Origin of the sequence: Bosea sp. RAC05 (genome assembly GCF_001713455.1) — a bacterium.
Lineage (GTDB): Bacteria > Pseudomonadota > Alphaproteobacteria > Rhizobiales > Beijerinckiaceae > Allobosea.
The window spans coordinates 3,637,291-3,660,445 of sequence record NZ_CP016464.1; the positions used below are offsets into that span (position 1 = coordinate 3,637,291).

Here is a 23,155-nt window from a genome sequence, read left to right on the forward strand (position 1 = left end):
TCAGCAGGGCGAGCCCATGGCGCAGGCGCGGCGGCGTCTCACCCCGCCGCGGCCTGCGCATGCAGGCGCGAGCCCTTGGCCATCAGCTTGTTGAGCGCCACCAGATAGGCCTTGGCCGAGGAGACCAGTGTGTCGGGATCGGCTCCACGGCCGGTCACGGACGACCCGTCATGGGTCAGCCGGACGGTCACCTCGGCCTGCGCGTCGGTGCCCTCGGTGACGGCATGGACGTCGTAGAGCTCCAGCGTCGCCTCATGCGGCACAATCGCCTTGATCGCGTTGAAGATCGCGTCGACCGGCCCGTTGCCCTCGACCTCCTCGGTGACGAAGCGGCCCTCGACGTCGAGCTTCATCGTCGCGCGCTGCGGCCCGCGCGTGCCGGCCATCACCGTCAGCGAGACCAGCTTCACCCGGTCATGGGCGGAGGCGAGGTTCTCATCGACCAGCGCCTCGATATCCTCGTCATAGACGTGCTTCTTGCGGTCGGCGAGCGCCTTGAAGCGGGTGAAGGCGTCTTCCATCTGGTTCTCGCCCAGATCGTAGCCCATGTCCTTCAGCTTCGAGCGGAAGGCGGCGCGGCCGGAATGCTTGCCCATCACCAGCGAGGTCTTGGTCACGCCGACCGAGGCCGGGGTCATGATCTCATAGGTGGTCTGGTTCTTCAGCATCCCGTCCTGATGGATGCCGCTCTCATGGGCGAAGGCGTTCCGCCCGACGATCGCTTTGTTGTACTGCACCGGGAAGGCGCAGGCGCTGGAGACGGCGCGCGAGGCCTTCATCAGCAGCGTCGAGTCGATGCCGGTGTCGTAGGGCAGCACGTCGCCGCGCACGCGCAGCGCCATCACCAGCTCTTCCAGCGCGGCATTGCCGGCGCGCTCGCCGATGCCGTTGATCGTGCATTCGACCTGGCGCGCACCGCCCTCGATGCCGGCGATCGAGTTGGCCACCGCCAGCCCCAGATCATTGTGGCAATGCACCGAGAAGATCGCCTTGTCGGCATTGGGCACGCGCTCACGCACCTGCCGGAACATGGCGCGGTATTCGTCCGGCGTGGCGTAGCCGACCGTGTCGGGCAGGTTGATCGTGGTCGCGCCGGCGCGGATCGCGGCTTCCGTCGCGCGGCAGAGATAGTCGATCGGCGTGCGGGTGGCGTCCATCGCCGACCACTCGACATCCTCGACCAGGTTGCGCGCCTGCGCGACGGTCTTGGTGATGATCTCCAGCACCTCCTCCTGCGACTTGCGCATCTGGTGCTCGAGATGGATCGGCGAGGTCGAGACGAAGGTGTGGATGCGCGGCTTGCCCGCATGGCGCACCGCCTCGCCGGCCCGCGCGATGTCGCCGGAGATGGCGCGGGCGAGCCCGGCGATGGTCGAGCGCTTGCTGCGCCGCGCGATCTCGGAGACCGCCTCGAAATCACCCTCGGAGGCGATCGGGAAGCCGGCCTCGATGATGTCGACGCCCATCGCGTCCAGCATCTCGGCGACCTCGAGCTTCTCCTCGAAGGTCATGGTCGCGCCGGGGCACTGCTCGCCGTCACGCAGGGTGGTGTCGAAGATCAGCACGCGGTCCTTGGTGGACGCGGGGGTCGAAGAGCCGTTGCTGTGGGTCGGTTCGGTCATGGTCGTGGTCCTGAAAGAGCTGGCGCCGCTCTCGTCGGATGCAGGCGCCTCAGATCGGGAAGGTCGTTCTCGTCACTCCCCTGAGCGCCCAGGCATGCATGCCCGGCCGGCCCTCAGGGGCGGCTAAGGAGAAGAAGCAGACCGAGGCCGGAGACGGGCCGCGCGCAGACGCCCTCGATCCGCGCATTGGCGCGGCCGGCAGGCGAAGCGGGGGCGAACGTCTGGAACAAGCGGGATCCTCGAAGACCGTGGAACGATCTAGCCGAAAAGGGCAGCGCCGCGCAAGCATATGTCGCAGGCGGAGGCGAGGTTGGGACCAGGGTGGCGCTGCCCCTATCATGGCGGCCGGGCGCGCGGGCCTGCGAGTCGGCGCGGCGGGGGATGCAGGCGATGATGACCTATAACCGCTGGGCGATCGGCCTCGCCTTCTGCCTGTCGGGGCTCGCCGGCTACATCGACACGATCGGCTTCATCAGCCTCGGCGGCTTCTTCGTCTCCTTCATGAGCGGCAACACCACGCGGCTCGGCATCGAGCTCGCCGGGCTGCACAGCGGCGGCATCGCCACGGCGGCAACCGTGCTCGCCCTCTTTGTCCTCGGCGTGATCTGCGGCTCGGTCGCCGGCCATTTCGGCGGCCGGCGGCGCAAGTCGGCCGTGCTCGGCGTCGTGGCGCTGGCGCTGGCGCTGGCCGCCAGCCTCGACCTGATCGGGCTGAGCTTCGCCGGCGCGGCGCTGCTGGCCTTCGCCATGGGCGCGGAGAACGGCGTCTTCCAGCGCGACGGCGAGGTCACCATCGCGCTCACCTACATGACCGGGACGCTGGTGAAGATGGGCCAGCGCATGGCGGGTGCCCTGCTCGGCGGGCCGAAACTCGCCTGGGTCCGCCATTTCGTGCTCTGGATCGGCCTGCTGACCGGCTGCATCAACGGCGCCGTCGCGCATTACCTCGTCGGCCAGGGCGCGGTCTGGCTGGCGGCGCTGGCGGCCGCGATCTTCGCGCTCGCTTTGCCCTTCCTGCCGCTGGACGACTGAGCGGGCTGGGCGGCGCGCTTTGCCCGCCCGCGGGAATCGGTCATCCTCGCGCCCACCCGATGCCGGAGCCCGCCATGCGCGCCTTTGCCCTGCCCCTCGCCGCCCTCGCCTTCGGCCTCGCCGCCTGCCAGACCCCCGCCCCGAGCACGCCCCGGCCCCGCCGCCCGAGCAGGCCGGCGCCGGCGTCACGCCCAACACCTTCCGCATGCCCACGGGCTCGGGCTGCTCCGGCGAGGTCGAGCGTTTCCAGGCGGTGATGGACAACGACCTCGCCACCGGCCACACGACCAAGGGCGTGCACACGCGGGTTTCGGCCGAGATTTCGACGGCCCGCTCGACCTGCGCCGCCGGCAACGAGGGCGGCGCGATCAGCCAGATCCGGGCGACGAAGGCGCGGTTCGGCTATCCGGGGTGAGATGCACCGTCTTGCTCGGGCTTGACCCGAGCATCTCCGGCCGGAGATTCCCGGGTCTCCGCTTCGCTGCGCCCGGGAATGACGCCAGTGGTTACGCCGCCAGTCCCCGCTTCTGCAGCAGCGCGTCCGGCGTCGGCAGCCGCCCGCGGAACAGCCGGTAGGCCTCCGCCGCGTCGCGCGTGTCGCCGGCCGAATAGATGTAGCGCTTCAGCTTGCCCGCCAGCTCCGGCGCAAACACGTCGCCTGCCTCCAGGAAGGCGTTGAAGGCGTCGGCGTCCATCACCTCCGACCAGAGATAGCTGTAATAGCCCGCCGAATAGCCGTCGCCCGAGAAGACATGGGTGAAATGCGGCGTGCGGTGGCGCATCACCATGCCCTCGGGCATGCCGAGCCGCGAAAGCTCCGCCTTCTCGAAGGCCAGCGCATCGATCTCGCCGGGCTCCTCCAGCGAATGGAAGGCGAGGTCGACCAGCGCCGAGGAGGTGTACTCGACGGTGGCACAGCCCTGGTTGAAGGTCTGGGCGCGCTTGATCGTCTCGATCAGCGCCTCGGGAATCGGCTCAGCCGTTTCGGCGTGCAGGCAGTAGCTCTGCATCACCTCCTTCGTCAGGAACCAGTGCTCGTAGAGCTGCGAGGGCAGCTCGACGAAGTCGCGCGACACCGAGGTGCCGGCGAGCGAGCCATAGGTCACGTCTGACAGCAGCCCGTGCAGCGCATGGCCGAATTCGTGGAACAGCGTGCGCGCATCGTCGATCGAGAGCAGCGCGGGCTTCCCCTCCGCCGGCTTGGCGAAATTGCAAACATTGACGATGATCGGGCGAACCTCGCCGCCGAGCTTGCGCTGGCCGCGATAGGCGCTCATCCAGGCGCCCGAGCGCTTCGAGGCGCGGGCGAAATAGTCGCCGATGAACAGGCCGATATGCCGGCCGGTCGCGCTCTCCGTCACCTCCCAGATCCGGACATCGGGGTGATAGCCCGCGAGATCGGTCCGCGCCGCGAAGGACAGGCCAAACAGCTTGCCGGCGACGTCGAAGGCGGCGGCGATGATCCGGTCGAGCTGGAGATAGGGCTTCAGCACGGCCTCATCGAGCGCATAGGTCTTCTGGCGCACCTTCTCGGCGTAGTGGCGCCAGTCGGAGGGACGGATCGGGCCGTTCTCACCCTCGGCCTGCGCCAGCGCGGCCAAATCGGCGGCCTCCTGCGCGGCGCGCGCCTTGGCCGGCGTCCAGACCAGCTCGAGCAGCTCGCGGACATGCTCCGGTGTCTTGGCCATCGCGTCGTCGAGCTTGAAATGCGCAAAGGTCGCGTAGCCCAGAAGCTTCGCCTTCTCGGCGCGCAGCTTGACCATTTCGGCCACGATGGCGCGGTTGTCGCTGTCATTGCCGTTTTCGCCGCGCTTGCCCCAGGCGGCGAAGGCCTTCTCGCGCAGGTCGCGGCGTGTCGAGAAGGTCAGGAAGGGCTCGATCACCGAGCGCGACAGCGTCACCGCATGCTGACCGGGGTGGCCGCGATCGGCCGCGGCACGCGCCATCGCGGCGAGCAGGAAGGGCGGCAGTCCAGCCAGCCCCGCCTCGTCCTCGATCATCAGCGCATAGGAGGATTCGTCCTTGAGCACGTTCTGGCTGAACTGGGTGCCCAGCCCCGCCAGCCGCTCGTTGATCGCAGCCAGCCGCGCCTTGTCCTCGCCACCGAGCTGCGCGCCCGAGCGGATGAAGCCGCGATGCGTGCGCTCCAAGAGCCGCGTCTGTTCTGAGTCGAGGCCGAGCGCCTCGCGCTTCGCGAAAACCGCATCGACCCGCGCGAACAGGCCCTCATCCATCATGATCGCCGACCAGTGGCGCGAGGTCAGCGGCGAGAGCGCCCGCTCGATCGCCTGCAGCGCCTCGTTGGTGTCGGCTCCGGCGAGATTGTAGAACACGCCGCCGACGCGCGAGAGCGCCCGGCCGGCCAATTCCAGCGCCTCGATCGTGTTGGCGAAGTCCGGCGCCGCCGGATCGGCCACGATCGCGGCCATCTCGTCCTTGTGCTTCGCCAGCGCCGCCTCGAAGGCCGGCTGGATATGCTCCGGTTTGATCGCTGCGAAGGGCGGCAGGCCGAAGGGCGTCTCCCAGCGCGTCGCGAAGGGGTTGTCGGCCGGCAGGGGCAGGGCTTCGGGAGCAAGGGCTTCGGACGCGGTCATGGCGGGGCTTTCGGCTGGCGGCGGCGGCGGGATCGAAAGGCCGATCATTCCCGCGCGAAGATATGGCTGAGATAGGGCTTCATGAAGACCGCCATGCGGTGCCGGTCGCAATCGGCGGCGCTGCGCAGGATCACGATGTCGTCGAGCTCCTGCTCCTCGAGGCCTTTCATGCGCGACAGCATCAGCGCGCGCGCCTCGTCCGCCGGCAGGTCGATGGTGAGCGGGCGCATGAAGGCGACGCGGCCGGGCGAGAACACCGGGTGCCAGCCCTCCCCGACCCGCAGCTCGGCCTCCGTCAGTCCGGTCTCCTCGGCGAGTTCGCGCAGCACGCTGCCGGCGAGATCGACCGTGCCGTCCTCGCGCACATCGCTGCGGTCGGGCGTGCCGGCGGCGAAATAGACCATGCCGCCATTGGCGGTATGGCCGCTCATGCGCCCGCACAGGAAGGCCCCGTCGGCGGCGCGCAGCGCCCCCATGGCGAAGCCGTTGCGCAGCGCCGGACCCGGATGGCCGGCGTCGCGCCAGGTCATGAAGGCGGCGTAGTCGGTCTCGAAATAGCGGGCGTGGAAGACGCCGTCGGTGATCACGGCGCGGTGCTGCAGCAGGATACGCCCGTTGAACATCGCGGGCTTTTCGGCGTTGAGGCGCGCCCAATGGGCTGCGATCTTGGCCTCGTTCTCGCGGGCGAAGGCCCAGTCATAGGGCTCGATCCGGGCGGCGACCCGGTCGACGCGGGCGATGTGCCCGTCGGGAAAGCATTCGATGTCGTTGGTCTCGAGGCTGGCGGCCTGGGTCACAGCAGCACGCCCTCGCTGATGACGACGGCCGAACCACCAATCCGCGCCGAGACCAGCGCGCCCTGCGCCACCGTCAGCTCCAGTGTGATCTGCGAGGGCCGGCCCATCTCGTAGCCCTGCTCGATGATGAAGCGGTGCTCGCCGTCGCCGGGGCGTTCGAAGCGCATGACGACGCCGGCGAAGGCCGCAACGGCCGCGCCGGTCGCCGGATCCTCGGTAAAGCCCAGGGTGGGCGCAAACATGCGGGCGTGGAAGGCGTGGCCCGCATCGCGTGTCTGCCGGCAATAGGCGAAGGCGTTGGGCTGGTCGGCCGGCCTGATCGCCTGCGACCAGAGCATCGTGTCGAGGCGCACCCGCTCCAGGGCCGCCAGGCTCGCCACGGGCACGAAGCTGAAGGCGACGCCGGCCGAAAAGACGGTCGGCACATGCCCATCGAAGCCGATCTCTCGTCGATCGAGCCCCAGAGCGCCCGCGATCAGTGGCAGCGCGGCGGCCGGCTCGGCCTCTTGCGGCAGGCGCGGCAGCGTAAAGACGGCATGGCCGGTTTTCGGGCCGCTCACCCCAACGGCGCAGGTGACGGCGCCGACCTGCTCCTCGATCACGATGACGTCGGATCCTCGACTGGCGACCGCATCCTGCAACGCCAGCAGCACCGCGGTGCCGACGGTGGGGTGCCCGGCGAAGGGCAGCTCACGGCCGGGCGTGAAGATGCGGATCGCCGCGCGGTGGCCGGCCTCGGCAGCCGGCTGAACGAAGACCGTCTCGGAGAGGTTGAACTCGCGCGTGATCGCCTGCATCGCGGCGGTATCGAGCCCGTCCGAGTCGAGCACCACCGCCAGCGGGTTACCGGCATGGGGCGTGGCGGTGAAGACGTCCAGCGTGACGAAACGGCGGGCCATGCGGCATTCCTTGGGTTTAGCGGATCGCCTTCGGGAGGGTGAGGTCGATCGTCAGCGGGCAGTGGTCGGAGGCCTTGGGCCGGTCCCAGCCGACGCGCGGATAGCGGTCGGCCGAGGTCGCCAGCCGCGCCATCGAGCGGTCGGGCTCGCGCGGATCCAGCGGCACGCGATAGGGCAGCCCGCGCCGGATCATCTGCAGCGTCGGATGCGGATTGGCCGCCGCCAGCGCCGGCGAGAGCAGGATGTGGTCGAGCGGCATATGCGTCTCGACCAGCTGCTCGCGCGCCTCGGACCAGTAGCGGCGGAAATGCGTCCAGCGCTCGTGAGCCGGGATGGCCTCCATCGGGTCGACCGCGAAATTGTCCAGCAGCGGCTCGATGCCGCTCTCCCCCTCGTCGACGACCTCGGCCAGCGGCCCGAGCCCGTAGCGATAGGCGTTGAGGTCGCCCAGCACGATCCAGTTCGCCTCGCGCCAGCCCGCGCCGAAGCGCTGCCGGATCAGCCCCTTCACGGCCCGCGCCTCGGCCCGGCGCACCGCCAGCGTCGCCACCCGGCCGTCGTCGCGGCCATTGTTCATCGATTTGAAGTGGCAGCCGAACAGGGCGAGGCTGCGGTCGCCGAAGTCGAGCTCCACCTGCAGGCAGTCGCGCGCGAAGACCTTGCCGTCGGGTCCGATCCCAAGCGCGGCGAGATCGCGGTCATGCACGCCGGCCGCAGCAAAACTGAGGTCCTTGTGCGAGCGCACGCTGACCCGCTGCGGTGCCAGCAGGTCGCGCCGTGCCGCGAAGCCGATGTCGATGTTGCGGCGGTCGTTGCCGTCGAGCAGCGTGAAATGGCCGTAGCGGTGATCGGCGATGCGGTGGACGTAATTGGCGAAGAAGGCCTGCAGGCTCGCCAGCGAGTCGACCTCCTGCAGCATCCAGAGATCGGCCTTCGCCTCTGCCAGGGCGAGCGCCGTCATCTGGCGCTTGTCGTCCTCCAGCGCGACCGCCAGCGAACGCTCGACCGCGTCGCGCTCGTCGACGCGGGGGAAATGGAACAGCGACATGGCCGGCGCGGTGTCGCTGCGCTCGCCCGAGGAGAAGCGATGGCGCGTCAGCAGGTTCTCGACGTTGAAGGTGCCGACGCGCAGTTTCATGCGGCTCAGAGCTTCTCGGGCACGAACTGGTGCGTCGGCGTCACGAATTCGTCCTGCGCCGCCACCGTCAGGATCTCGCGGGAGCCAGCCTCCTTGGTGCGCTTGAGCAGGCCATAGATCGAGGCTGCGGCCTTGGCCAGCGCCGCGGCGGCGGACTCCTCGCGCAGGTAATGCACGAAGAACAGCGCCGCGATCGCGTCGCCCGCCCCGTTGACGCTGACGTCGAGCTTGGGCGTGCGCACGCGGAAGGCGCCCCTGGCGTCGGCCGCCATCAGGTCGATCGAGTCGGCGGGCGTCTCGTCGGTGACGAGCGAGGTGACGAGCACGACCTTCGGCCCGGCATCGCGCAGCGCCTCGACCGCGCGATGCGCATCGGCGATCGTGCGGATCTCGATATCGGTCAGCAGTTCGAGCTCGAACTGGTTGGGCGTGACGATGTCGGCCGCCGGCACCGCCTGCTCGCGCATGAACTCCGGAATGCCCGGCCGCACGAAGACGCCGCGCCCGACATCGCCCATCACCGGGTCGCAGCAATAGACCGCCTTCGGGTTGGCCGCCCGCACGCGCTCGACCGCCGAGAGGATGGCGTGGCCGATATCGGCCGAGCCCATATAGCCCGAGAGCACGCCGGTGCAGGAGGGCAGCACGCCGCGCTCGGCGATGCCCTCCATCACCTCGTCGATCATGCCGCCGTCGAAGACGCGGCCCTTCCAGGCGCCGTAGCCGGTGTGGTTCGAGAACTGCACGGTGTGGATCGGCCAGACCTCGACGCCCAGGCGCTGCATGGGGAAGACGGCGGAGGCGTTGCCGACATGTCCATAGGCGACATGCGACTGGATCGAGAGGATGTTCATGGGCGTCTCGGCAGAGTCTGGGGGCGCAAGCTCTAGCCGCTCGCGCGGCCGGACGGCAAATCGAAAGCCGTCATGGCCGCCATCACCCAGGCTCAGGCCGCGCTCAGCCTCGCGACACCGGCCGTGTCGGTGAACTGCGTGACGCTGGCGATCTTGCCGTCGGTGATCGTGAAGATGTCGACGATCTCGAAAGGGCCGCTGCGGCCGCTCGGCTTGCAGGCGACATCGGCCCGCCAGTGCAGGATGGCCCGATCGCCATCGACGGTGAGGCCGAGTTCCTCGACATTGCTGAAGACATAGGCCGCGATCAGGCCGGCCATCTGCTCGCGCACGGCCTCGAGGCCGTCGGGCTGCCGGAAGGCCTCGGCGGCGGCGGGACCGCCGACGAGCCGATAGCAGCACTGCGGGTGGAAGAAGCCCATCAGCGCGTCGAGATCGCCGCGGTGGCGCGCGGCATAGGCGTCGCGGATCAGGGCCTTGCTCGCGCTATCGTCGGCCATGCCACCTCTCCCTTCGTCAGGACCAGCAGTGTCGCGCCGGGGGCCTCGCAAGTCCAGCGCGGAACCACGCCGATCCCGGCCCGCGACGGCGGGCCGGGATCGGCAACAGGTGATGCCGGCGCGGCGGATCAGCTTCCGACGGCCGCCTTCTTCGCGAAGCTGTCGATGAAGGTCTTGGTCAGATCCACATCCGACTTCGCCAGCTCCGGATCGAGCAGCTTGAGGGCGTCGTACATGCTCTTCATCGCGTCGGGCGTCGAGATGCCGGTCCGCGAATAGCTCTCGAGCGAGTTCTTCACCGCCTGGAGATAGAGCGGCTTGTCGCCGAGATGATATTCCGCCGGCACCAGATCGGCGACGTCGTCGGGCTTGGCGGTTTCCAGCCATTTCAGCGCCTTGACGAAGGCGTTGACGAGCTTCTGTGTCGTCACCGGGTTCTTCTCGGCGAAATCGCCCTTGAGATAGAGCACGGCAGCCGGGTTCGAGCCGCCGAAGAGCGCCTTGGTGCCGGCCTCGGTGCGGGTGTCGATCAGCGCGACGACATCGCCATCGGCCTCGAGCTTCGAGGTCACGGGGTCGAGATGCGAGATGATGTCGACCTGCTTCTGCTTCATCGCCGCGACCGCGCTGGCACCGGCGCCGACGCCGATGATCGGCGCGTCGCTGGCCTTCAGCCCGGCCTTGACCATGGCGTATTGCGCGGTCAGCGCCGTCGAGGAGCCCGGCGCGGTGACGCCGATCTTGAGGCCCTTGAAGTCGGCCGCCGACTTGACCTTGTCGACGAGGTCCTTGCGCACGGCGATGGTGATGCCGGGGAAGCGCCCGAGCTCGACCACGGCGCGCACGTCCTGCCCCTTGGCCTGCATGCGGATGGTGTGCTCATAGGCGCCGGCGACGACGTCGACCGAGCCGCCGACCAGGGCCTGCAGCGACTTGGCGCCACCGCCGAAATCGTTGATCTCGACGTCGAGACCCTGCTCCTTGAAGAAGCCCTTCTTCTCCGCGACCGTCAGCGGGAGATAATACAGAAGCTGCTTGCCGCCGACGCCGAGCGTCAGCTTGGGCTTCTCGGCGTTCTGCGCGAAGGCGGCATGGGGCGCGAAGCCCAGCGCGGTGGACAGCGCGAGCGCAGCCAGCGCCGCGCGGCGTGAGATCGTCATGGGATGTTCCTCCGGTGCCGTGCGAAAGGCGCACTTGTATGGCGCCGTTGGGTGGAGGATAGGCGAGAGGACGGCAATGGGGCAAGGATGGCGCAGGACATCGGCTGGCGGGCACTTGGGCATGCTGTTCGCGCCGACCGGGGATCTGTGGCATCGTCGGCCAACAGGCCTCATCTTGCCGCCAAAGTGAACGGGGACAATAGGTGAGCGACCAATCGACGACGATCCTTGTGCCGAAAGAACCGACGCTATTTCGCACAACGGGCATTCCCCCGAAAAAAATCGAACTTCCGTTTTATGTGAATTCCAGTAATATAAAAAATATCCTGTCTATCATTATTATATTGGTTATTATTTCAGCAATAACAAATAATCTCATCAATATGATAAAGTCATTTCCCACGAAAGATTTAGTCTTATTTTTTTCTGTATTGTTTGTGATTTACGCCGCATTGCTGATATTTAGTCTATATGTCTTACTGACCTCAATCATTGGCGCATGTCAAAATTTATTACACTCTCCGGTTCTGGTCATTACAGAAAAGGCTCTGCTGGATACAAGAAGCAAAACAATTTTACAGTGGAACGAGATTGAGCAGGCGACGATCGACAAGGATTCGAAGGGCACACTCGTCGGCATCATCCTTTTGGCAAAGACGACACCGGCGACGGGACAACAGCGCACAGCCACGATCCCGCTGCGATTGCTCGACTGCAAAGTCTATATTCTCGTCCATGCGATTATGACGATGGTCGAACGGCACGGCGGCCGGGTGGTCAGATAGCCAAGGAAGCCTTCAACTGCGCAGGACAAGATTCCGCGCAAAATGCCTGTCCACTCACACCGTCGTCGAACTCTGCCCCGGCCGCCACACGAGCAGCCGCTTCTCGACCATGGTCACCACGGAATCGATCGCGATCACGAAGATCATCAGGATGACCATGCCGGAGAACACGCCGGTGACGTCGAACACGCTCTCGGCCTCGTGGATCTTGTAGCCGAGACCGGCCGAGGAGCCGAGATACTCGCCCACCACCGCCCCGATCAGAGCAAAGCCGACCGAGGTGTGCAGGCTCGAGAACATCCAGGTCAGCGCCGACGGCCAGTAGACGTGCCGGAAGAGCTGGCGCTCGTTCATGCCGAGCATCCGGGCATTGGCCAGCACCGTCGGCGAGACCTCGCGCACGCCCTGGTAGACGTTGAAGAAGACGATGAAGAACACCAGCGTGAAGCCGAGCGCGACCTTCGACCAGATGCCCAGCCCGAACCAGAGCGCGAAGATCGGCGCCAGCACGACGCGCGGCAGCGCGTTGGCCGCCTTGATGTAGGGGTCGAACACCGCTGCCAGCAGTTGCTGGCGGGCAAAGGCGAAGCCGAAGAAGATGCCGGCCGCCGAGCCGATGACGAAGGCCAGCACCGTCTCCGTCAGCGTGATGCCGATATGCCAGTAGATCTCCGTCCCGGTCAGCTGGTTCCAGGTCCGGGCGATCACGGCGGCCGGCGTCGAGAAGAAGAACTGGATCGTCTTGACGTCGCCCAGCAGCGGATAGGCTGTGACGACATGCCAGATCAGCAGCGCGACGACCATGACCATCGCCTGGAGAAACAGGAGTTTGGCGCGCTTCATGGCGTCGCTCCCTCGACCAGTTCGCGCCCGTCGCCCATCGCATAGGCCTTCTGCACCTCGACGCGCAGCGAGGCCCAGATGTCGCGGTGGATCTCGTGGAAGGCCTTCTCCAGCCGGATCTCGGCGATGTCGCGCGGGCGCGGCAGCGGCACGCGGTAATCGGCGACGATGCCGGCCGCCGGCCCCGCCGACATCACCACGACGCGGTCCGACAGCGCGATCGCCTCTTCCAGATCATGCGTCACGAAGATCAGCGCCTTTTTGTCCCTCGACCAGAGATCGAGCAGGAGATTGCCCATGATCTGACGCGTCTGCGCGTCGAGCGGCCCGAAGGGCTCGTCCATCAGCAGGATTTCGGGATCGCGGATCAGGACCTGCGCCAGCGCCACGCGCTTGCGCTGCCCGCCCGAGAGCATGTGCGGGTAGCGGTCGACGAAGGCGCGCAGGCCCACCCGCGCCAGCCATTCCCGGGCGCGCCGGTCGGCCTCCGCGTCGGACACGCCCATCGGTTCGAGCGCGACCTTGACGTTGTCGAGCGCCGTCTTCCACGGCATCAGCGCATCAGCCTGGAAGAGGTAGCCGGCCCGGCGATTCAGGCCCGACAGCGGCTGGCCGAAGATGGTGACGGTGCCGGCCGAGGGCGTCAGCAGCCCCGCGGCCGCGTTCAGCAGGGTCGACTTCCCGCAGCCGGTGGGGCCGACCACCGAGACGAACTCGCCCGCCGCCACGGACAGGTCGATCCCCGTCACCGCCTGGTAGCGGCTGCCGCCTTCGAGATGGAAGGTGATGTCGAGCCCGCCCAGGGCGACGGCCGGCGCCGCGGACGGCGCAGACAATGCGGCGGCTCCCGCAGCCTGATGCGGGTGGTCTGGCAACGCCATCAAATCCGTTTCCTCGTCGACGTCCGGCGCTCTTGTCGGCGCCGTCGCAGCGTATTGCATCGTTGGGGACGCAGATTAGGCGATCGCTCGACGAAGGCAATCCGCGACCGGGCGAGCCCGGCCGCGGTCACGCGCTGCCCCCGAAACCGGTTGCGCTGCAGCGGCCCGGCAGCGATAAGCCGCGGGCCCTCAACCCGCAGCCCGGAACGGACATGGCCCAACTCGAACTCTGGATGCAGACGCTCGTCGAGTTCATGCGCGCCAACCAGGAATGGGCGATCCCGATCGTCTTCCTGATCGCCTTCTGCGAATGCGTCGCGCTGCTGTCCTGGCTGGTGCCCGCGACGGTGTTCTTCACCGCCTTCGGCGCCGTCGCCGGGGCGTCGGGGCTCAATCTCGGGCCACTGGCCCTGGCCGCCTCGGTGGGCGCCGGCTTCGGCTTCTGGATTTCCTACTGGGCCGGCCAGGTCCTGGGACCGCGCGTCGATGATTACTGGCCCTTCCGCAACAATCCGCAGATGCTGGAGCGCGGCCACGCCTTCTTCGAGAAATGGGGCGTCGCCAGCATCCTGATCGGCCATTTCTTCGGGCCGCTGCGGGCAGTGGTCGCCATCGTCGCCGGCATCGTCAAGATGCCGTTCTGGCCGTTCCAGATCGCCAACTGGCTGGCCTCGATGGCCTGGGGCTTCAGCCTGATCTATGGCGGCGGCACGCTGGCCGAGATGGCCAAGCAGGGCACGCTGTTCGTCCGCTGAGGCCCCCTGCCCGTCCTGCGCGCCGCAAACCGCATCACGCCATGCCCAGGATCACCGCCAGCAACAGGGCCATCGACAGCAGAAGCCCGATGCCGGCGGCGAGCGGGCCGTGGAGAAGCTTGGACATCGTCATAACGACCTCCCATTCCGGCTTCGGGGTTTAGCGGCCCCACGCGATACGGCCCTGGCCGTCTCGGGCTGCCTGACGGCTCAGGCGATCCACTCGACCGCAAACCAGGCGACCACCGCCAGCACCAGGCCGCCGATCAGCACCATCAGGACCGGCGCGCCGAGGAAACCCTGCCGCGCCTCGACCGGCGTCTCGACGGCCGGGTGGGCATCGCTGTGGTCAGCGGCACGCATCGGCGGCAAGGCATCGCCGCCGGACAGGTCTTCGCCCTGCGCCTTGGCGCGCTGTTCGACATTGCTGGTCATCTCGGTCTCCTCGAAGCCGTCGGTTCAGCCCGGGATCAGGGCGATGAAGGTGTTGAACAGAAGTGCCAGGGCGGCGCCGCCGATCACGGCCGTCAGGACCAGACCATTCTCGGCCGGCTCGCGCGGAGCGGCCCGCGCCTCGGGCTGGGGGACACGGTCCGCATGGGCGCCTCGTTCGGCGCCTCTCCTGTCCTGTCCCATCTCGGCCTCTCCCGTTGATCCGTCGCAGAGGCAACGCGCGCCTGCCACCCCGGTTCCGGCCAGCAGCGAGGGCGATGATGGAGGCATGAGAAAAGGCGGGCGCATCGCTGCGCCCGCCTCCTGTCCCGGCAAGCCGGAACGCTGTGATGTCAAAGACTTGTCGCGAGACTCTGAATCGATCCCGCAGACACCTGAATCAGATCGGGAAGCGCCCTCTCGCGAGGGCGCCCACCGAAGCGGATCAGTTCTTGGTCTTGTCGACGAGCGCCTTGGCCTTGATCCAGGGCATCATGTCGCGGAGCTTGGCGCCGACCTCCTCGATCGGGTGGGCGGCGTAGCGGGCGCGCGTCGCCTTGAACGAGGTCTGGTTGACCTTGTTCTCCAGCATCCAGTCGCGGGTGAACTTGCCCGACTGGATGTCGGTCAGCACGCGCTTCATCTCCGCCTTGGTCTCGGCGGTGATGATGCGCGGACCGGTGACGTACTCGCCGTACTCGGCCGTGTTCGAGATCGAGTAGTTCATGTTCGCGATGCCGCCCTCATAGATCAGGTCGACGATCAGCTTCACCTCGTGGAGGCACTCGAAATAGGCCATCTCGGGAGCGTAGCCCGCTTCCGTCAGCGTCTCGTAGCCGGCCTTGATCAGCTCGACGAGGCCGCCGCAGAGCACGACCTGCTCGCCGAAGAGATCGGTCTCGCACTCTTCCTTGAAGGTGGTCTCGATGATGCCGGCGCGGCCGCCGCCATTGGCCGACGCATAGGACAGGCCGAGGTCATGGGCGTTGCCGGTGGCATCCTGGTGGATCGCGATCAGGGTCGGCACGCCGCCGCCGCGCTGATACTCGGAGCGCACGGTGTGGCCGGGGCCCTTGGGGGCGACCATCAGCACGTCGAGGTCCTTGCGCGGCTCGATCAGGTTGAAATGCACATTGAGGCCGTGCGCGAACAGCAGCGCGGCGCCCTGCTTCATGTTGCCGTGCAGCTCGTCGCGATAGATGTCGCCCTGCAGCTCGTCGGGGGTCAGCATCATCATGATGTCGGAGACCTTGGCGGCCTCGGTCGGGGTCATCACCTTGAAGCCGGCCTCTTCGGCCTTCTTGCGGGTCGGCGAGCCGGCCTTCAGCGCGATGACGACGTCCTTGACGCCGGAATCGCGCAGGTTGAGCGCATGGGCATGGCCCTGGGAGCCGTAGCCGACGATGCAGACCTTCTTGCCCTTGATCAGGTTGATGTCGGCATCACGATCGTAATAGACGCGCATGTGAGTGGTCCTTCCTTGGGGTGGTTTTTCAGGATCGGGTGGTTTCTTCAGGCTCGCCGGGCGGTTGTCGGCCGTCCGTAAAGGGTGAGGAACTGGTCGGTGGCCCGGGCGGCGTCGCGCGCGATCTCGTCCGGGGCGAAGGTCAGGCCATCGCCGAGCAGCAGGCGGATCTGCACGTCGCGGCCCACGAGGCCGAAGAAAGTGCGAAACGCCGTCTCGGAATCCTCGAAGGCCAGGAGCCCCGCCTCGCGCCCGGCCTCGAGCACCGGCCGCAGCCGCTCGCCGATGGCGAAACGGCCATTCGCCAGGACGATGCTGCCGAGATTGCTCTTGCGCGAGGCCGCATGGCCGATCGCCAGCCGGTTGAGTGCGATCGAGGTCGGGCTCGAAATGACAGTGAGCCAGGTTTCGGCAAAGCCCTTCAGGCTGTCGCGCAGCGTCGCGATGTCGAGTGTCGGCCTGTCATAACGGCCGGCCCGAACCCGCGCCGCCTGCCAACGAACCGTCGCTGTCAGCAGCCCGTCGCGGTCGCCGAACCATTTGTAGAGCGTCTCCTTCGAGCAGCTCGCCCGGCGCGCCACCGCCGTCATGGTAAGCTGGTCGCCCTCCTCCACCATCAGCGACAGCACGGCGTCGAGCACGGCCTGCTGCCGTGCCGTCGGCTCGTCCGTCTCTGCCATGGGAGGCGTGCTGGTCATGCTCGCTCGAACACCGGAGGTAACCGTACCGTACGTTACGGTTCGGCTCTCTAGCGCAGCATACGGGCGCGCGCAAGCCTGTTTCGGTCGGCCTGCGCGATCAGGGAGCGCCACCCTGCTGGCTGGCCATGCGCTGCAGGAAGATGGCCGCAGCCGTCAGCACGAAGCCAGCCCACCACAGCGGCGAGCGCAGGCTCGCGCCGCTGCCCGGAGCCTCCGCCGGCGCGGCTCCCCGCAGGCGCTGCAGGATCGGCCAGCCGAAACAGCCGAAGCCGGCGACGCCGAGGCCGAGCGCGATCTGTTCGAGGGTCATGATTGCGATGTTTCGGTCATGGGGATGATGTTCATATACGCTGCGACGCGGTGTCTGACACGCAGAGTCACCGCTTCGGGTAGCCTGCCGATGAGGCGCAGCTTGCGAAAGTCACGATCGATCATGCGGACCTGATCGGTCAGCACGAAGCCGCGCACGACGCAGCCCGCAGGGATTTCGACTTTCGTCGGCCAAGGCTGAGGGTTCGATGTAATGGGGCAGATCAGGATGCGTGAGGAGAACTGGTGAAGCGAGTCGTCGGACAAGACGATGACAGGTCGCCGACCAGCCTGCTCCGAACCGAGGACAGGGTCGAGATCGACCCAGTAGACCTCGCCAGGCTCAGGATGCCCGCTTGCGCGGATTGTAGTCGTCATAGATCACCTCGGAGCCCACATCGGGCCCCCAATCCACATCGTCGCGAGGTGCGTTCTCTAGGCCGCCCAGACGCCGTGCTTCCTCGATCATCCATTCCAGCGTCACCGGAAAAGGTTCGGGCCGACCCGGCGGACACGCTGTCTCGTCCATGCCCTCAAGAGGCACAAGCCGGAGCTTTCCATCCTCCACCGACACGTCGACCGTCATGCCCGGCTTGAGGCCGAGTTGCTCCACCACGGCCTTCGGCAACCGCACGGCGGTGCTGTTGCCCCATTTGGCGACCTGGACCTTCATGGCGCGCCTCCCTGACCGGATATCCGTAACACCGTGCCCGGATATCCGCAAAGGCTACATCGCCTCGGGGCCGCGGCTCATCGCGGCGATGCCGGTGCGGGAAACCTCGGTCAGCCCCACAGCCGTCATCAGCTTGATGAAGCGCTCGATCTCCTCGGTCGTGCCGGTCAGCTCGAACACGAAGGAGGTCAGCGAGGCGTCGAGCGTGCGCGCGCCGAAGGCCGCCGCCAGCCGCATCGCCTCGACGCGGTGATCGCCCTTGCCGACGACCTTGACCAGCGCGAGTTCGCGCTCCAGCGCCTCGCCCTGCAGCGTCAGGTCGACGACGCGATGGACGGGCACGAGCCGGTCGAGATGGGCCTTGATCTGGTCGATCACGGCCGCGGTCCCGGAGGTCACGACGGTGATCCGCGAGAGATGCTTCTCGTGCTCGGTCTCCGAGACGGTCAGGCTCTCGATGTTGTAGCCGCGGCCGGAAAACAGGCCGGCGATGCGCGCCAGCACGCCCGGCTCGTTGTCGACGATCACGGCCAGTGTGTGCCGGGCGACCGGCTGGGCGACGGGGGCGTTGGGATAATGCGACGACGTGTTCATGAGGAGGCTCGGCTTGCGGTCAGATGGGGGCGGAAATCGGTTAGGACGGGCTCGTCGACTTCGTCTTCGGAGACGATCCAGGGTTCGGCGAAGGCGGCGGCGCGCCAGGCCTGGTAGCCTCTGGTCGTCGTGATTGCGGCGACGTAGTCAGCGCAGACCGGGTCGAGCGGGATCGAGTAGCCTGCGAACCGCGCCACGACCGGCGCATACATCGCGTCCGCAGCGCTGAAGGCTCCAAACAGGAATGGCCCCTCGGCACCGAAGCTCTCGCGCGCCTGTCGCCAGATCGCCGTGATCCGGGCGACATCGGCCGCGACCTTCGGGCCGCGGTCGCGCGCCGGATGAATCCAGGCCAGGTTCATCGGGCAGGCGCCACGCAGGGCCGAGAAGCCGGCATGCATCTCGCTGGAAACCGAGCGCGCCATCGCCCGCGCCGCGGGATCGCGCGGCCAGATCGGCAGGTCAGGCCGCGTGTCGGCGACATATTCCAGGATCGCCAGCGATTCCCAGATGTGGATCGCGCCGTCGATCAACACAGGCACCTTCCCTGCGGGCGAGTACTGCGCGATGACCTGCTTCCAGGCGGGGTCGTCGAAGGTCGGGCCGAAGGGGACCACGACCTCCTCGAACGGGATTCCGAACTGCGTGAGCAGCAGCCAGGGCCGCAGCGACCAGGACGAGTAGTTCCTGTTGGCGATGACGAGTTTCATGCCGCCTGGCTTTCTGCCGCCAGGGCGAAGTCGAGCGCCGCCTCGACATGGAGCGCGGTGGTGTCGAACACCGGCAGGTCGAGATCGTCCTGCCCGATCAGCATCCCGATCTCGGTGCAGCCGAGGATCACGCCGTCGGCACCCTGTGCCGCGGCCTCCTCGATGATCGCGAGATAGCGCGCCTTCGAGGCCGGCGCGATGCGCCCCCGGCAGAGTTCCTCGTAGATGACGCGGTGGATCTCGGCCCGTTGCGCCTCGTCGGGCACCATCGCCTCGATTCCGAAGGCGGCGAGCCGGCCGAGATAGAAGCGCTGCTCCATCGTGAAGCGCGTCGCCAGCAGCAGCGGCCGGCGGACGCCCCGGCGCTTCACCGCCTTGGCGGTGACGTCGGCCAGATGCAGGAAGGGAACGCGCGTCGCGGCGGTGATGCGGTCGGCCACCTTGTGCATGGTGTTGGTGCAGAGCAGGAGGCACCCGGCTCCGGCCCGCTCCAGCCGCAGCGCGCTCTCCGCCAGCAGGGCACCGGCCCCGTCCCAGTCGCCCTGCGCCTGCATCTCGGCGACCGGCGCGAAATCGAGCGAGTGGAGCAGGATATCGGCCGAGCGCAGCCCGCCCCGCCGCGCCCGCACGCCCTCGTTCAGCAGCCGGTAATAGACCGCCGTCGATTCCCAGCTCATGCCGCCGATCAGGCCGATGGTCGTCATGGTCATATCCCCTCAGCCCTCATCCTGAGGAGCGGGCGCAAGCCCGCGTCTCGAAGGATGATCCAGATGTCTCCCGAGCCTCCTGGAGCATCCTTCGAGACGCGCCTGCGGCGCTCCTCAGGATGAGGGCTCGAGAGAACCCAGCCCGTCACACCAGCTGCTTGCCCTTGGCGTCGATGATCTCGCCGGTATCGCCCTCGAAATCGGGCAGGATCATCTCGTTATGGGCCTTGCCCGACGGGATCATCGGGAAGCAGTTCTCCTGCTTGGCGACGAGGCAGTCGAAGATGACCGGCTTTGGCGTCTCGATCATCTCCATGATCGCGTCGTCGAGCAAGGCCGGGTCCGAGCAGCGGATGCCGTGGCCGCCATAGGCCTCGGCCAGCTTCACGAAATCGGGCAGCGATTCCGAATAGCTCTCGGAATAGCGGCCACCATGCAGGAGTTCCTGCCACTGGCGCACCATGCCCATGTACTCGTTGTTCAGGATGAAGATCTTGACCGGCAGCCGGTACTGCACCGCCGTCGACATCTCCTGCATGTTCATCAGGATCGAGGCCTCGCCGGCGATGTCGATGACGAGCGCCTTGGGATGCTTCATCTGCACGCCGATGGCGGCCGGCAGGCCGTAGCCCATCGTCCCCAGGCCGCCCGAGGTCATCCAGCGGTTGGGCTCCTCGAAGCGGTAATACTGCGCCGCCCACATCTGGTGCTGGCCGACCTCGGTCGTGATGTAGGTGTCGCGGTTCTTGGTCAGCTCATAGAGCCGCTCGATCGCATATTGCGGCTTGATGACCGATCCGGACTGCTTGTAGGCGAGGCTCTGGCGGGCCCGCCAGCCGTCGATCTGCGTCCACCAGGCGGTCAGCGCGGTCTTGTCGATCTGGGGCGAAGTCTCGCGCCAGACGCGGACCATGTCCTCGAGCACATGGGCGCAGTCGCCGACGATGCCGATGTCGACCTTGACCGTCTTGTTGATCGAGGACGGGTCGATGTCGATATGGATCTTCCGCGAGCGCGGCGAGAAGCCGTCGAGCCGCCCGGTGATCCGGTCGTCGAAGCGCGCGCCGATGTTGATCATGACGTCGCAGTCATGCATCGCGAGATTGGCCTCGTAGGTGCCGTGCATGCCGAGCATGCCGAGCCACTGCTTGTCGGCGGCCGGGAAGGCACCGAGCCCCATCAGGGTCGAGGTCACCGGGAAACCGGTCAGCCGCACGAGTTCCCGCAGCAGGGCGGAGGCGTGCGGGCCGGCATTGATGACGCCGCCGCCGGTGTAGAAGACCGGCTTCTTGGCACTCGCCATCAGCGCGACCGCCGCCTTGATCTTGTTCAGGTCACCCTTGACGGTCGGACGGTAGGTCTTGTGCTGGTTGTCGCGCGGGCGGCTGTAGAGGCCGCTCGCGAACTGGATGTCCTTGGGAATGTCGATGACGACGGGGCCTGGGCGGCCATTCGCCGCGACATAGAAGGCCTCGTGCAGGATCCGCGGCAGATCCGTAATGCTCTTCACCAGGTAGTTGTGCTTGGTGCAGGAGCGCGTGATGCCGACCGTGTCGCATTCCTGGAACGCGTCCGACCCGATCAGATGCGTCGGCACCTGGCCGGTGATAACGACGAGCGGGATCGAATCCAGCAGCGCGTCGGTCAGCCCGGTGACCGCATTGGTCGCGCCGGGGCCGGAGGTGACGAGGACGCAGCCGACCTTGCCGGCCGTCGAGCGCGCATAGCCCTCGGCCGCGTGGACGGCGCCCTGCTCGTGGCGGACGAGGACATGCTTGACCTTGTCCTGCTGGAACAGCGCGTCATAGATCGGCAGCACGGCGCCTCCGGGATAGCCGAACAGATGTTCGACACCCTGATCCTGAAGCGCGCGGACGACCATTTCGGCACCGGTCATCATCTCGCTCATAACGGTCTCCTGCGGCAGTTCGGTGGACAACGAGGTCGGAAAGCGGGCAATAAAAAAGGCCCGCGAGGGGCCTGGACGTGCGCTGGCGTCGGGAAGACGCGGCTCTTGCGAGAACCGGCCCCTACCAGCGCACCCCTACGATAATAAGCTTGCGCATGGCGCTTCGACCCTTTGCAGATGTTGCGGGACGCTAGACGAGGCGGGCCGCCGGGTCAAGCGTCCTGCGGTGCCGTATCGGCAGGCCTCGGCGCTGCGAAAAAGACGATGGCATGCCGGAACACTTTCTCAACCCGCGGTTGGTAGCGTTCGGTCAGGCGGTCCGAGAGAGGCCATGTACCAAGAAGTCCATACCGACCATATCGCCGCGAGAGCGAATGCGCCCGAGATCAGCCAGCTGCTGCAGCGCTTCGAAGCCTGCGCGCGCGGCCCTTCGGGCGTCTCCTTCGAGCACTTCCGCGACGAGGTCATGCCGCGCTTCGGCGACGACCTGATGGTGCTGACGCCGACCGGAGACGGCGACTACGCCTTCAGCCATTACGGGCGCGAGATCATCCGCTATGTCGGCGCGAGCCGCCTGCGCGAGCGCGTCTCGGCGATGACCGGGCAGGTCGCGGCCTTCACCATCACCTGCTGCGACCGCACCCTCGCCGAGGGCCGCGCCACCTACACCGTGCACCGGTCGCTCGCGAGCGTGCGCGTGTGCCTCTGGGAGCGGCTGCTGATGCCGACGACCGCCGCGGATGGCAGCCGTCACCTCATCGTCTTCAGCCGTCCGCTGCAGTTCCACGAGGAGTTGCTCGTGGCCGTGCTCGACACCTCGCCCTCGGGCATCGTCGCCCTGCGGGCCTTCCGTGACTCGGCGGGCCAGCTCGACCGCCTCGTCGTCATCACCGCCAATCGCCAGGCGGCTGCGATGGCGGGGCGAGCGGACGCCGATCTGCTCGATCTCGACGCAAGGCTCGCCCTGCCCTTCCTGGCGGACCCGCAGGTCTGGCAGCGCTGCCTCTTCGCGCTCGATCTGCGACGGCCCGACCGGATCGAGACGTCGTGGAGCGCCGATGGCCGGACCGTCTGGCTGCAGATCGCCGTCGCGCCCCTGGGCGACGGTCTGGTGATGACCATCAGCGACATTTCGGAACTCGTCGTCGCCAACCAGACGCTGCAAAGCCGCGCCGCGACGCTCGCGCTCGAGGTCAGCCGCGAACGTGCGACGCGCCGTGCCCTGTCGGAAGAGATGGGCTACCGCGACGAGCGCGAGCAGGAGCTGCGCCGCCTGGCCGAGACCGATCCGCTGACGGCCCTGCTCAACCGCCGCTCCTTCACCGAAAAAGCCCATCGCGCCATCCAGGCCAGCGACGACAGCGGCTCCGACGTCTCGCTGATCATCATCGACATCGATCACTTCAAGGCAGTCAACGATTGCCACGGCCATCTCGCGGGCGATGCGGTGATCCGCGCCTTCGCCGACCTGCTGCTCGGCCAGGTCCGGATGGAGCGCGATCTGGTGGGGCGCTTCGGTGGCGAGGAGTTCGCCATGCTGCTGCCCACCGCCAATCTCGAAGCGGCGCTGCGGGTTGCGCTGCGCATTCAGGAGGCACTGGCCTCCCGCCTTCTCCCCGTCTCGGAAACGCTGGCGCTGCCGATCACCGCCAGCCTCGGCGTCGCCTGCCGCCAGCGCGGCGAGACCCTGCCGGACCTGATCGCCCGCGCCGACAAGGCGCTCTACCGCGCCAAGCATGACGGACGCAGCTGTATCCGCCTCGCCGACCCCGATCTCGTCATCGCCGCCTGAGCC

General features: G+C 67.4%; 26 protein-coding genes. 5 read left to right on the plus strand and 21 right to left on the minus strand.

Annotation, left to right across the window (positions count from 1 at the left end; genetic code table 11):
- Positions 1-38: 38 nt before the first annotated feature.
- The gene (locus BSY19_RS20695; protein ID WP_069055788.1) at positions 39-1,622 is read right to left on the minus strand and encodes a 2-isopropylmalate synthase; all 1,584 of its coding nucleotides are present in this window, start codon (positions 1,620-1,622) and stop codon (positions 39-41) included.
- Between the two features lie 390 nt (positions 1,623-2,012).
- Between BSY19_RS20695 and BSY19_RS20700 the strand changes: the two genes are divergently transcribed.
- A complete protein-coding gene (locus BSY19_RS20700; RefSeq protein ID WP_069055789.1) occupies positions 2,013-2,654 on the plus strand; it encodes a YoaK family protein in 642 nt (213 codons plus the stop codon).
- 205 nt (positions 2,655-2,859) lie between these two features.
- Positions 2,860-3,069 carry a hypothetical protein gene (locus BSY19_RS27145; protein ID WP_083247742.1) on the plus strand — a complete coding sequence of 70 codons (210 nt, stop codon included), beginning with the start codon at positions 2,860-2,862 and terminating at the stop codon, positions 3,067-3,069.
- Between the two features lie 91 nt (positions 3,070-3,160).
- On the opposite strand, the gene BSY19_RS20710 is transcribed toward BSY19_RS27145, so the two are convergent.
- The 7 genes from BSY19_RS20710 to BSY19_RS20740 form a co-directional block, all read right to left on the minus strand.
- Positions 3,161-5,248, minus strand: a complete 2,088-nt coding sequence (locus tag BSY19_RS20710; protein WP_083247962.1) for a M3 family metallopeptidase — start codon at positions 5,246-5,248, stop codon at positions 3,161-3,163.
- Positions 5,249-5,292: 44 nt separating this feature from the next.
- Positions 5,293-6,045: a hypothetical protein gene (locus BSY19_RS20715; RefSeq protein ID WP_083247743.1), complete on the minus strand. Its 753-nt coding sequence runs from the start codon at positions 6,043-6,045 to the stop codon at positions 5,293-5,295.
- Positions 6,042-6,944 (minus strand): PhzF family phenazine biosynthesis protein, encoded by a 903-nt coding sequence (locus BSY19_RS20720; protein WP_069055790.1) that lies wholly within the window; start codon positions 6,942-6,944, stop codon positions 6,042-6,044. Before BSY19_RS20720 ends, BSY19_RS20715 begins: the two co-directional genes overlap by 4 nt.
- A 16-nt stretch (positions 6,945-6,960) precedes the next feature.
- Positions 6,961-8,082 (minus strand): endonuclease/exonuclease/phosphatase family protein, encoded by a 1,122-nt coding sequence (locus BSY19_RS20725; protein ID WP_069055791.1) that lies wholly within the window; start codon positions 8,080-8,082, stop codon positions 6,961-6,963.
- 5 nt (positions 8,083-8,087) lie between these two features.
- Positions 8,088-8,936, minus strand: coding sequence for a pyridoxal kinase PdxY (gene pdxY, locus BSY19_RS20730; protein ID WP_069055792.1), 849 nt, complete (start codon positions 8,934-8,936; stop codon positions 8,088-8,090).
- A gap of 92 nt (positions 8,937-9,028) precedes the next feature.
- Positions 9,029-9,436, minus strand: a complete 408-nt coding sequence (locus BSY19_RS20735) for a nuclear transport factor 2 family protein (protein ID WP_069055793.1) — start codon at positions 9,434-9,436, stop codon at positions 9,029-9,031.
- Positions 9,437-9,564: 128 nt separating this feature from the next.
- The gene (locus BSY19_RS20740) at positions 9,565-10,590 is read right to left on the minus strand and encodes an ABC transporter substrate-binding protein (protein WP_069057281.1); all 1,026 of its coding nucleotides are present in this window, start codon (positions 10,588-10,590) and stop codon (positions 9,565-9,567) included.
- Positions 10,591-10,799: 209 nt separating this feature from the next.
- Here BSY19_RS20740 and BSY19_RS27670 point away from each other — a divergent pair, with 209 nt between their 5' ends.
- Positions 10,800-11,381, plus strand: coding sequence for a hypothetical protein (locus BSY19_RS27670; protein WP_150129681.1), 582 nt, complete (start codon positions 10,800-10,802; stop codon positions 11,379-11,381).
- Between the two features lie 54 nt (positions 11,382-11,435).
- Here BSY19_RS27670 and BSY19_RS20750 read toward each other — a convergent pair whose 3' ends face one another.
- Positions 11,436-12,224 carry an ABC transporter permease gene (locus BSY19_RS20750; protein ID WP_069055795.1) on the minus strand — a complete coding sequence of 263 codons (789 nt, stop codon included), beginning with the start codon at positions 12,222-12,224 and terminating at the stop codon, positions 11,436-11,438.
- Entirely contained in the window at positions 12,221-13,105 is an 885-nt protein-coding gene (locus BSY19_RS20755; protein WP_083247744.1) for an ABC transporter ATP-binding protein, read from the minus strand. The genes BSY19_RS20750 and BSY19_RS20755 overlap by 4 nt, the downstream gene beginning before the upstream one ends.
- Positions 13,106-13,317: 212 nt before the next feature.
- Between BSY19_RS20755 and BSY19_RS20760 the strand changes: the two genes are divergently transcribed.
- Complete coding sequence (locus tag BSY19_RS20760) at positions 13,318-13,860, plus strand: DedA family protein (RefSeq protein ID WP_069055797.1); 543 nt, start codon at positions 13,318-13,320, stop codon at positions 13,858-13,860.
- A 210-nt stretch (positions 13,861-14,070) separates the two neighbouring features.
- Here BSY19_RS20760 and BSY19_RS20765 read toward each other — a convergent pair whose 3' ends face one another.
- From BSY19_RS20765 to BSY19_RS20810, 11 genes are all read right to left on the minus strand, one after another.
- Positions 14,071-14,295, minus strand: a complete 225-nt coding sequence (locus BSY19_RS20765) for a hypothetical protein (RefSeq protein ID WP_069055798.1) — start codon at positions 14,293-14,295, stop codon at positions 14,071-14,073.
- A 24-nt stretch (positions 14,296-14,319) separates the two neighbouring features.
- On the minus strand, positions 14,320-14,496 hold the full coding sequence (locus BSY19_RS28045; RefSeq protein WP_171905183.1) for a hypothetical protein: 177 nt from the start codon (positions 14,494-14,496) through the stop codon (positions 14,320-14,322).
- 241 nt (positions 14,497-14,737) lie between these two features.
- A complete protein-coding gene (ilvC, locus tag BSY19_RS20770) occupies positions 14,738-15,757 on the minus strand; it encodes a ketol-acid reductoisomerase (RefSeq protein WP_069055799.1) in 1,020 nt (339 codons plus the stop codon).
- Between the two features lie 47 nt (positions 15,758-15,804).
- Positions 15,805-16,455, minus strand: coding sequence for a TetR/AcrR family transcriptional regulator C-terminal domain-containing protein (locus tag BSY19_RS20775; RefSeq protein WP_069055800.1), 651 nt, complete (start codon positions 16,453-16,455; stop codon positions 15,805-15,807).
- 100 nt (positions 16,456-16,555) lie between these two features.
- Positions 16,556-16,768, minus strand: a complete 213-nt coding sequence (locus tag BSY19_RS20780) for a hypothetical protein (protein ID WP_069055801.1) — start codon at positions 16,766-16,768, stop codon at positions 16,556-16,558.
- On the minus strand, positions 16,765-17,145 hold the full coding sequence (locus BSY19_RS20785) for a type II toxin-antitoxin system PemK/MazF family toxin (RefSeq protein WP_069055802.1): 381 nt from the start codon (positions 17,143-17,145) through the stop codon (positions 16,765-16,767). The genes BSY19_RS20780 and BSY19_RS20785 overlap by 4 nt, the downstream gene beginning before the upstream one ends.
- Positions 17,111-17,440 carry an AbrB/MazE/SpoVT family DNA-binding domain-containing protein gene (locus tag BSY19_RS20790; RefSeq protein WP_069055803.1) on the minus strand — a complete coding sequence of 110 codons (330 nt, stop codon included), beginning with the start codon at positions 17,438-17,440 and terminating at the stop codon, positions 17,111-17,113. The genes BSY19_RS20785 and BSY19_RS20790 overlap by 35 nt, the downstream gene beginning before the upstream one ends.
- A 54-nt stretch (positions 17,441-17,494) precedes the next feature.
- On the minus strand, positions 17,495-18,034 hold the full coding sequence (ilvN, locus tag BSY19_RS20795) for an acetolactate synthase small subunit (RefSeq protein WP_069055804.1): 540 nt from the start codon (positions 18,032-18,034) through the stop codon (positions 17,495-17,497).
- Positions 18,031-18,744, minus strand: a complete 714-nt coding sequence (locus BSY19_RS20800; RefSeq protein ID WP_069055805.1) for a glutathione S-transferase family protein — start codon at positions 18,742-18,744, stop codon at positions 18,031-18,033. Before BSY19_RS20800 ends, ilvN begins: the two co-directional genes overlap by 4 nt.
- Complete coding sequence (locus tag BSY19_RS20805; RefSeq protein ID WP_069057282.1) at positions 18,741-19,448, minus strand: aspartate/glutamate racemase family protein; 708 nt, start codon at positions 19,446-19,448, stop codon at positions 18,741-18,743. The genes BSY19_RS20800 and BSY19_RS20805 overlap by 4 nt, the downstream gene beginning before the upstream one ends.
- 148 nt (positions 19,449-19,596) lie before the next feature.
- On the minus strand, positions 19,597-21,360 hold the full coding sequence (locus tag BSY19_RS20810; protein WP_069055806.1) for an acetolactate synthase 3 large subunit: 1,764 nt from the start codon (positions 21,358-21,360) through the stop codon (positions 19,597-19,599).
- A 331-nt stretch (positions 21,361-21,691) separates the two neighbouring features.
- On the opposite strand from BSY19_RS20810, the gene BSY19_RS20815 reads away from it, so the two are divergent.
- Positions 21,692-23,152: a GGDEF domain-containing protein gene (locus BSY19_RS20815; RefSeq protein ID WP_069055807.1), complete on the plus strand. Its 1,461-nt coding sequence runs from the start codon at positions 21,692-21,694 to the stop codon at positions 23,150-23,152.
- Positions 23,153-23,155 lie beyond the last annotated feature (3 nt).

What these genes read in the sequence shown, in the direction of transcription:
- BSY19_RS20695 (WP_069055788.1), bottom strand. Translation starts at nt 1,622, where the DNA reads ATGACCGAACCGACCCACAGCAACGGCTCTTCGACCCCCGCGTCCACC.
- BSY19_RS20700 (WP_069055789.1), top strand. Translation starts at nt 2,013, where the DNA reads ATGATGACCTATAACCGCTGGGCGATCGGCCTCGCCTTCTGCCTGTCG.
- BSY19_RS27145 (WP_083247742.1), top strand. Translation starts at nt 2,860, where the DNA reads ATGCCCACGGGCTCGGGCTGCTCCGGCGAGGTCGAGCGTTTCCAGGCG.
- BSY19_RS20710 (WP_083247962.1), bottom strand. Translation starts at nt 5,248, where the DNA reads ATGACCGCGTCCGAAGCCCTTGCTCCCGAAGCCCTGCCCCTGCCGGCC.
- BSY19_RS20720 (WP_069055790.1), bottom strand. Translation starts at nt 6,944, where the DNA reads ATGGCCCGCCGTTTCGTCACGCTGGACGTCTTCACCGCCACGCCCCAT.
- BSY19_RS20725 (WP_069055791.1), bottom strand. Translation starts at nt 8,082, where the DNA reads ATGAAACTGCGCGTCGGCACCTTCAACGTCGAGAACCTGCTGACGCGC.
- pdxY (WP_069055792.1), bottom strand. Translation starts at nt 8,936, where the DNA reads ATGAACATCCTCTCGATCCAGTCGCATGTCGCCTATGGACATGTCGGC.
- BSY19_RS20735 (WP_069055793.1), bottom strand. Translation starts at nt 9,436, where the DNA reads ATGGCCGACGATAGCGCGAGCAAGGCCCTGATCCGCGACGCCTATGCC.
- BSY19_RS20750 (WP_069055795.1), bottom strand. Translation starts at nt 12,224, where the DNA reads ATGAAGCGCGCCAAACTCCTGTTTCTCCAGGCGATGGTCATGGTCGTC.
- BSY19_RS20755 (WP_083247744.1), bottom strand. Translation starts at nt 13,105, where the DNA reads ATGGCGTTGCCAGACCACCCGCATCAGGCTGCGGGAGCCGCCGCATTG.
- BSY19_RS20760 (WP_069055797.1), top strand. Translation starts at nt 13,318, where the DNA reads ATGGCCCAACTCGAACTCTGGATGCAGACGCTCGTCGAGTTCATGCGC.
- BSY19_RS20765 (WP_069055798.1), bottom strand. Translation starts at nt 14,295, where the DNA reads ATGACCAGCAATGTCGAACAGCGCGCCAAGGCGCAGGGCGAAGACCTG.
- BSY19_RS28045 (WP_171905183.1), bottom strand. Translation starts at nt 14,496, where the DNA reads ATGGGACAGGACAGGAGAGGCGCCGAACGAGGCGCCCATGCGGACCGT.
- ilvC (WP_069055799.1), bottom strand. Translation starts at nt 15,757, where the DNA reads ATGCGCGTCTATTACGATCGTGATGCCGACATCAACCTGATCAAGGGC.
- BSY19_RS20775 (WP_069055800.1), bottom strand. Translation starts at nt 16,455, where the DNA reads ATGACCAGCACGCCTCCCATGGCAGAGACGGACGAGCCGACGGCACGG.
- BSY19_RS20780 (WP_069055801.1), bottom strand. Translation starts at nt 16,768, where the DNA reads ATGACCCTCGAACAGATCGCGCTCGGCCTCGGCGTCGCCGGCTTCGGC.
- BSY19_RS20785 (WP_069055802.1), bottom strand. Translation starts at nt 17,145, where the DNA reads ATGACGACTACAATCCGCGCAAGCGGGCATCCTGAGCCTGGCGAGGTC.
- BSY19_RS20790 (WP_069055803.1), bottom strand. Translation starts at nt 17,440, where the DNA reads ATGAAGGTCCAGGTCGCCAAATGGGGCAACAGCACCGCCGTGCGGTTG.
- ilvN (WP_069055804.1), bottom strand. Translation starts at nt 18,034, where the DNA reads ATGAACACGTCGTCGCATTATCCCAACGCCCCCGTCGCCCAGCCGGTC.
- BSY19_RS20800 (WP_069055805.1), bottom strand. Translation starts at nt 18,744, where the DNA reads ATGAAACTCGTCATCGCCAACAGGAACTACTCGTCCTGGTCGCTGCGG.
- BSY19_RS20805 (WP_069057282.1), bottom strand. Translation starts at nt 19,448, where the DNA reads ATGACGACCATCGGCCTGATCGGCGGCATGAGCTGGGAATCGACGGCG.
- BSY19_RS20810 (WP_069055806.1), bottom strand. Translation starts at nt 21,360, where the DNA reads ATGAGCGAGATGATGACCGGTGCCGAAATGGTCGTCCGCGCGCTTCAG.
- BSY19_RS20815 (WP_069055807.1), top strand. Translation starts at nt 21,692, where the DNA reads ATGTACCAAGAAGTCCATACCGACCATATCGCCGCGAGAGCGAATGCG.